The sequence below is a fragment of the Pseudomonas sp. MF6776 genome, from assembly GCF_016613125.1.
In the GTDB taxonomy this organism is placed as follows: domain Bacteria; phylum Pseudomonadota; class Gammaproteobacteria; order Pseudomonadales; family Pseudomonadaceae; genus Aquipseudomonas; species Aquipseudomonas iridis.
Genome location: NZ_JAENSQ010000067.1, coordinates 1 through 6921, shown reverse-complemented (window position 1 = coordinate 6921; position 6921 = coordinate 1). Strand labels below are relative to the sequence as shown.

Genomic DNA, 6921 nt, shown 5'->3' with positions numbered 1-6921 from the left:
TAAGCGCTTCGACTTCAAGTGTCCGATCGAGGTTATGGACGAGGTGATGCAGGAAGCTATGGCTATGCGGCATGATGCTCCAGCTTCAATTCAATAACCGTGTTGCACTCAGCTCCTGTAACCGCCCTTTCTAAGGCGTTTGGAGGGGACTTTATTGAGTTTACGCCCGAATCGCACATCTGCCTGAACCCGTTCGAGCTGGTGCAAGTTTACCAGGACGAAGAGGATGTTCTGATTGGCTTGCTCTGCGCAATGGCGGCGCCGACACAACCGCTGGTCGACCTGCAAATCGCCGGCCTTCGCCAGCACTGCGCAATGGTCTGGGACGCCAAAGGGCGTGAGATGATTGTCGATGACGTCGAGAAATCACTTCTAGCGGACAAGGATTCCCGTATCCAGGATATCGGCAAGCAATTGTTCCCGTTTACGTCGAAGGGCATGTACGGCAAGTACTTCAATGGCCGAAACAACGTCGATTTCAAAAACCCATTTACGGTTCTTGAATTGGAGGAACTGAAGGGGCGCAAGCATCTTCAACAAGTGGTCCTCCTGCAGCTGATCTACCAGATCCAGCAGGCCATGTTCCTGGGTGATCGGGACAGAAAAAAGATCGTTGTAATCGACGAGGCATGGTCGTTGCTCACCGAGGGCGACGTGGCCAAGTTTATCGAGCACGGCTATCGACGTTTCCGGAAATACAACGGCGCAGCCATCACCATCACGCAGTCCGTAAATGACCTGTATGCAAGTCCGACGGGCCGTGCCATTGCAGAAAACTCGGCGAACAGTTTCCTGCTCGGGCAAAAGCCTGACGCGATCAACATGATCAAGCGGGAAGGGCGTTTGGCTCTTAGTGAAGGTGGCTTCAGCATCCTCAAATCGGTTCATACCATTCGAGGTCAATATTCAGAGATCTTCTTTCAGACAGAGCAAGGCACTGGAGTTGGGCGTCTCACGGTAGATAACTTTTCAAAGCTACTTTACTCGACAACACCAAAAGACGTAAGCGACATCAATATTTACATCGGCCAAGGGCTGAATACAGCTGAGGCAATTAATGCCGTGATGCGAGATCGTGGGGTGGCAGCATGAAAGATTTAATTTTAAACGCGGTTGTTTCTTTGATTGTTGCAGTTGCGGTGGTTTTTGGTCATGACTTCGTAAAAGTTCAGGATTCAGGGACTCCAATTGCAGTAGTTAATTATGACGTTGTTGCGGGCCGCGCAACGCTCGATGCGCCAGAGAAGGCTGAAGCTGGTTATGAACAACTGCGGGCGTCGGCAAGTAAGCTTGCGGCCGCGGGATTCGTAGTGATTGATTCGCGTGCGTTGACTGCATACCCGCCAGATCTAGAGGTGCCTTCCCCAGTTCAGGAAGAAGATAAAACCTCGAGGGCTAAGGATGAATAAGCACGCGCGATTTATGATTCGTGCTTTGCCAGTAACTGCATTAATGGTCGCGGCTAGTCTGTATGTGACCACCCGCTACGGTGTGGGTATTGATCCCCAAAAAAATACTTGCCTAGATTGGCGAGTGTTTATCATTGATAAGCACAATAAGTCTGTCGAGCGCGACGGTATTTATGCGTTCAAATCAACACAGATGGAGCCATACTTTCGTAACGGTACGGTCATCATCAAGTACGTCCGTGGCGTGACGGGCGATCGTGTCACGGTGAATCCTGACCAGATCTCTATCAATGGAAAGGTTCGCGGGCAGGGTCTTTTGTTGGCTGATAAATTGGGGATGCCGACAACCCGGTACGTCAGAGACGAGATTGTACCGCTCGACAAATACTGGTTTATGGGAACCTCCTCAGACAGTTTTGATTCCAGGTATTGGGGCTATGTCGGTCAGAGTGAAGTTATTGGAAAGGCGTACCCGATATGGTAGGCCGGACTGCTGCTCTGGTTTTGTTGTTGATGGCCCCCGCGACCGCCTGCTTGGCTGATTTAAATTTTGCCGCTCACGAGAAGGATGCTATTGAACAGTTTTCAGCAGAGCTTGATCAAATTAAGCATCAGACAGACAGTCAAGTTGATTTCACTTTAAAAAATGAAGACTTTACATTTGCTAAAGCACCTGCACCGCAAGCGCCTGAGGCAAGCTCTCAGCCAGTTATCGATGATAGGAAGGTCATATACCAAATATTTGTGTCTTGGTCTCTTGGAGAACAGGAAATCAAGGATCTTCTCGTTCTATACAATGGTAACAAGACTGTAGAGCTCGTTTTTCGTGGCATCCCGGAAGGTATGCCGTTCCCGCAGGCCTTAGCAAAACTTCAGAAACTGGCACTGGAGACAAAGTCGGATACCCCAGTATTAATTAACCCCGTTGTATTTACTGATGCGGCAGTGACTACTGTTCCGCAAATACGCAAAATTGTGGAAGGTGCACCTCAATACATTGTTGCGGGTACTACTTCCATCGAGGCAGCCGATGCGGAATACGGCGCGAGAAAGAAGCCTGGTCTGGGCTCGGTCGGCCCAACGCTCGATATAGCGGAGCGTGACTTGATTGAGGTGCTAAAGGAGCGCCTGGCGAAAGTGGATTTCGGCGAGCTAAAGGAAAAGGCGACCAAACGTTTCTGGGATAAGCAAACCTTTGTCGACCTCCCCACAGCGACAAGTCATCGAGTCCGGAAGCTTGACCCCACCGTCACGGTCCCCGAGGACATGACAGCGGCAGATGGTTCATTGATCCATAAGGCTGGCGACCGGATAAACCCGCTGTCTATTCGTCCTTTTACTCAACGACTTGTGATCATTGATCCAGTTGACCCAAAACAGATCGACCTGGCTAAAGCCGAAATCGCGAAACACAGCGAGGATCAGAACGTGGTGGTCATTCTTTCTAGGGTCGACCGAAGTTCTGGCTGGGATGGGTTTACAAATGTTCAGGACCAGATAGGCAGGGCTGTTTACCTGCTCAAGGACGATGTCAGAACCCGCTTCTCGCTCGAAGTTGTGCCATCTGTGGTCACGGCGGACTCCTCCAATTTTTATATCGAAGAATTCCCAGCAGGGGGGCTCAAATGAAAGCTATTGCGCTTCAGGCAATCCATCAGCCCACCGGGGGGATTTTGGGACACGAGGTCCTTGTGCGCCAATCCGTTGGTGGCACTTGGGTTGGACCTGGAGCGTTTATGGCAGGGTCTACCCCTCAGGCCTGGGTGAGCATGGACCACGCTGTTGCGCAGATGCTGTTTAGTCATGCGGCCGATCTAAGAGGTCGCGGCGTGTCCTTCGTGAATGTGAGCGCCCACACACTGTCCGATCCGGCGGAGCTGAACGCGGTATGTAGGTCCCTGGCCAAGCTGACGCATATGGGGGTGGAGGTGTGTGTAGAGGTGTCCGAGACCTTCGACGCCGTTGGCAGGTCTTTTCATCAAGCGATGGAAGTGATCAAAGACCAGGGGCTCTTATTAGCGATTGATGACTTCGGGATTGAGTGCTCGAACTTTAGTCGATTGAGTTCCTATCCATGGGACTTCTGCAAAGTGGATTTAACCGCAGTGTGGAACAGTGACAATCTCGATTGGCTGATCGAGGTGAGGGATTACTGCAGTGCCAATGGTATTGGCCTGATATTGGAAAAGCTCGAGTGTTTAAAGCTGTTAGGTGGTTTGCTCAAGCCTTTGAGCGCTGCTTCGGTGCAAGGCTTCGCTTTGTCCAAGCCGTTCATTCTTCAATTCAATTCTTCCACTGAACGTTCGGCTACACAACTAAAGGCGCAGCAATCACTGTGATGAAGATTAAAGTTCTTTTGGCCTTCCTACTATCGGCCATTCTGTATTCTGGATCAGCTGTTTCAGACCAGACAGTTACAGACTCTCTTTCCTGCCCCAATGCTCAACTGTTCAGTGGGAAGCTTTTTACTGATGTCTGTTGGGCATGTTTATTTCCCATACGAATTGCTGGGGTGAGTATCACACCTGGTGATGCCCCGTTTGGAGCGTCAAATAAAAGCCTATGTATGTGCGAGGACAAGTTGGGTTTGTTTATGCCCGGCATCGTTAACTCCATGTGGGAGCCGGCGCGACTAATTGAGGTAGTTAGAAAACCTGGTTGCTCTCTCGCACTTGGAGGTGTGACTCTGCCGATAGGCGATAAGCGTCTGTGGGGTACTTTGTCCGACGCGACAGCTGGGAACGGCATCACAAAAGAACGCACGTCGTTTTACAACGTTCATTACTACGCATTTCCTTTGCTCTCAATTCTTGAAATGTATATGCCAAAGCGCTGTTCTCCGGATGGCTATGCCGACTTTGACATCATTCAACTGTCTGAAATTGACCCTACGTGGACCAATGACGAACTGGCTTTTTTTGTTAACCCCGAAGCGGCCGCTGTTGCTAACCCGTTGGCGCAAGCCGCCTGCACAGCTGATGCGGCGTTAGGTGTAGTTGGCCAAGAGCCATTGACGTCGTTGTGGTGGTGCGCAGGTACCTGGGGGGAAATTTACCCTATGGCCGGTACGGCGCTGCCCAACGACTTTGGCCGTACAACGTCACTCTTGGCGGCTCGCACGATTGCTACGCAACACCGGCGTGGACTCGCGCACTTAACAATTGGTGATGCAACGACCTGTAGGGGATCGATATTTCCGACTATTCCAAAATCCCAATACAAGATGAGTATGTTTTTTCCTAGAGCTGAATCCAAGCGCGCGCACTACATCGGTGCTCACCCACTTACATGGCAAGGAGGAGAGGGTCGAGTTATACCGCAAGTAGGTGAAGATGCACTTTATATGCTGTTTCGTTGGAATGACTGCTGCAATACATTGTGAGGACACATATGACGACTGCCGGTAGAGTCACAGCAGCAGCAACCCTGTTGTTTTATACCTATTCCTGTTTTTTACCTGCCTGGGCTGACAATATTTCATCATCGGCTTCTGCGGGTAATGCCGCTGCGCAAGAAGCTATGTCGGCGTGGACGCCGCCCTCGGTTTCGGGAACCTCCATAAGCTACGGATCGGGTGGTGATAAGCAGAGTATCAATATTTCTGAGTTGTTTCCGGGCGCTGGGAAAGGTGAGGGAGCGACCGATCTTTCTAATTTATACGGGGATGACAAAGGTACGTTGAGCGCCGGTTCTAAGGCGAATACGACACTCAATAGTGAAAACTCCATGAACGGTGACGCGTACCGTTTGTTGAAGAATACAGCGGGTACAACCCGGCCAGACCTGAACAATGATCCACTCTGGACCAATACCGATAAAATTATCGACAATCAAGATGTTTTTGATAAAGAGTTTTCCGACTGCAAACAAATAACTGACACTAAAAAAACTACAACGACGAAGCATGTTTCAGAAATGAAAACTTGCGAGCGGGTTGCTGATAAGTCTGGTTCTTTTACGCTAAAGCACGACTATCTTGCCGGCGTAATCAAGTATTCATCAGGTCCAACCAATATTCAGACGTGTGGAGAAGGGTGTGTTGACATTTGGTTGGGCCAGGTTGGCGATAACTACTGGGATGGCTACTGTACTGTCTACGAAAATAAAATGGAATTTGAAGTAATTAAGCCGGAAGCAATTACCAATGCGCAGTTGGTGTACGCGAAGTGGGACGACTACATGCAGGTTTGGGTCGGGCAAACAAAAATTTGGTCTGGCCCCAACGAAAACTTTCCTCCAGAAACACCAGGTGCGTGTGAGCTCGCGACGGATTGGTCTGCGACGCCGAATGTCGATATGACATCGCTTTTAAAAACAAAAGGCATAGTTCCCTTTAAAATTCGTGCTTCCGTCTCAGGGTCGGGCGAAGCATACGCGAAGTTGCGCGTTCACTTCGATCCAACCAAAGTGATCAGCGACGACAAGTGGTACCCGCAGGAGGCCTTGGACGCACTTACAGCCGTGAATGACGGTGCCTGCGAGGGCAATTACGTGTGCACCAAGATGCCTCCACTGACCGAGGACGGTTGCACTGTGATCAACGGCGTCAAGGTGTGTGAAAGTAACTTTCCTGCATCCCCTGTGCAGGGTATTTCTCCTCTATGCGAAGAAGTGTCCGTCAATACCCAGTGCGATTTTTATAAAGGGCCAATGGACTGCTACACCGATGCTCAAGGGCAGCAACAGTGTCCCGTCAACTCTGACAAAATATGTTCGGTCACCCATAACCTCAAAGTCATTGAAGTGCCGTTTGCTGCCAAGGTAGCCGTCGAGGACAGAGCAGGTGCAAATGAAACTAATCGGATTAAGGTCGATTTTCTTGCCGGTACCTTCACTAACACGTCAAGTTCGTCGCGATCCGATAGCTCTCTGGACAAGGTGAACTATGACTATATTTGCAAGAATGGACCTAATGGTAAGCCGCTCCCGCAAAAAATCGCGGTGTCGTCCATTGGCGTTTGGACGGGGCACAAGTACGCGCCTAATACCCTAACGGTGGACTCGGTGAACATCGTTCAAATGCCTAGCTGCCAAAACGGGTTGCAGATGATCGCCGACATCAAAGACACGGGTAGTGGTAACCCCGGCTGGTTCTATGCTCATGAATTCCGACTCAAAGTGGTCCGTATCAACGCGGAGACATACGGTCCGCAGTTTTGCATTGACTCTGCAAACAAGATTCAAAAAGGGCAGTGTTCGGCAGGTGGCACCGTTTCGGTCACCAAGGGCGTTACATCGGGCTGTCTGCCTCTGAACGGAATTCAGGTGTGTCCGGGCGATGAGATGTATAACGCGATGCTGCCTGCGCCGGTTGTGGGCGTCGACAAGCTTGCGCTGGCGATGAAGGTAGAAGGATGCGTGGAGGGGGGGCTAAATCTCAACTCTTCCTGAATTCATAGAATAAGCGCAACGCTTGAAACGAGAGGCAGAGAGCCAGCCACCGGTAGAATCCAGGCTCTCACACCGAAGGATTCAAGCGCAGATGACTACGCATTACCGGCAGCTGACTCAG

General features: G+C 50.5%; 7 protein-coding genes. All 7 read left to right on the top strand.

Going from position 1 to position 6921, the window contains the following annotated elements:
• The first annotated feature begins 99 nt into the window (after positions 1-99).
• From JJD74_RS30165 to JJD74_RS30135, 7 genes are read left to right on the top strand one after another with little or no spacing between them, the layout of a single operon-like run.
• Positions 100-1092 carry a TraG/VirB4 family ATPase gene (locus JJD74_RS30165; RefSeq protein WP_442793296.1) on the top strand — a complete coding sequence of 331 codons (993 nt, stop codon included), beginning with the start codon at positions 100-102 and terminating at the stop codon, positions 1090-1092.
• Positions 1089-1409: a hypothetical protein gene (locus JJD74_RS30160; protein WP_200618049.1), complete on the top strand. Its 321-nt coding sequence runs from the start codon at positions 1089-1091 to the stop codon at positions 1407-1409. Before JJD74_RS30165 ends, JJD74_RS30160 begins: the two co-directional genes overlap by 4 nt.
• Positions 1402-1893 (top strand): signal peptidase I, encoded by a 492-nt coding sequence (gene lepB, locus JJD74_RS30155; RefSeq protein WP_200618047.1) that lies wholly within the window; start codon positions 1402-1404, stop codon positions 1891-1893. Before JJD74_RS30160 ends, lepB begins: the two co-directional genes overlap by 8 nt.
• Before the next feature lie 50 nt (positions 1894-1943).
• Positions 1944-3038, top strand: a complete 1095-nt coding sequence (locus JJD74_RS30150) for a TrbC family F-type conjugative pilus assembly protein (protein WP_234451939.1) — start codon at positions 1944-1946, stop codon at positions 3036-3038.
• Positions 3035-3748 (top strand): EAL domain-containing protein, encoded by a 714-nt coding sequence (locus tag JJD74_RS30145; RefSeq protein WP_200618043.1) that lies wholly within the window; start codon positions 3035-3037, stop codon positions 3746-3748. The genes JJD74_RS30150 and JJD74_RS30145 overlap by 4 nt, the downstream gene beginning before the upstream one ends.
• Positions 3748-4791, top strand: coding sequence for a TraU family protein (locus JJD74_RS30140; RefSeq protein ID WP_200618042.1), 1044 nt, complete (start codon positions 3748-3750; stop codon positions 4789-4791). The genes JJD74_RS30145 and JJD74_RS30140 overlap by 1 nt, the downstream gene beginning before the upstream one ends.
• Positions 4792-4799: 8 nt before the next feature.
• Complete coding sequence (locus JJD74_RS30135; protein WP_200618041.1) at positions 4800-6800, top strand: hypothetical protein; 2001 nt, start codon at positions 4800-4802, stop codon at positions 6798-6800.
• Positions 6801-6921 lie beyond the last annotated feature (121 nt).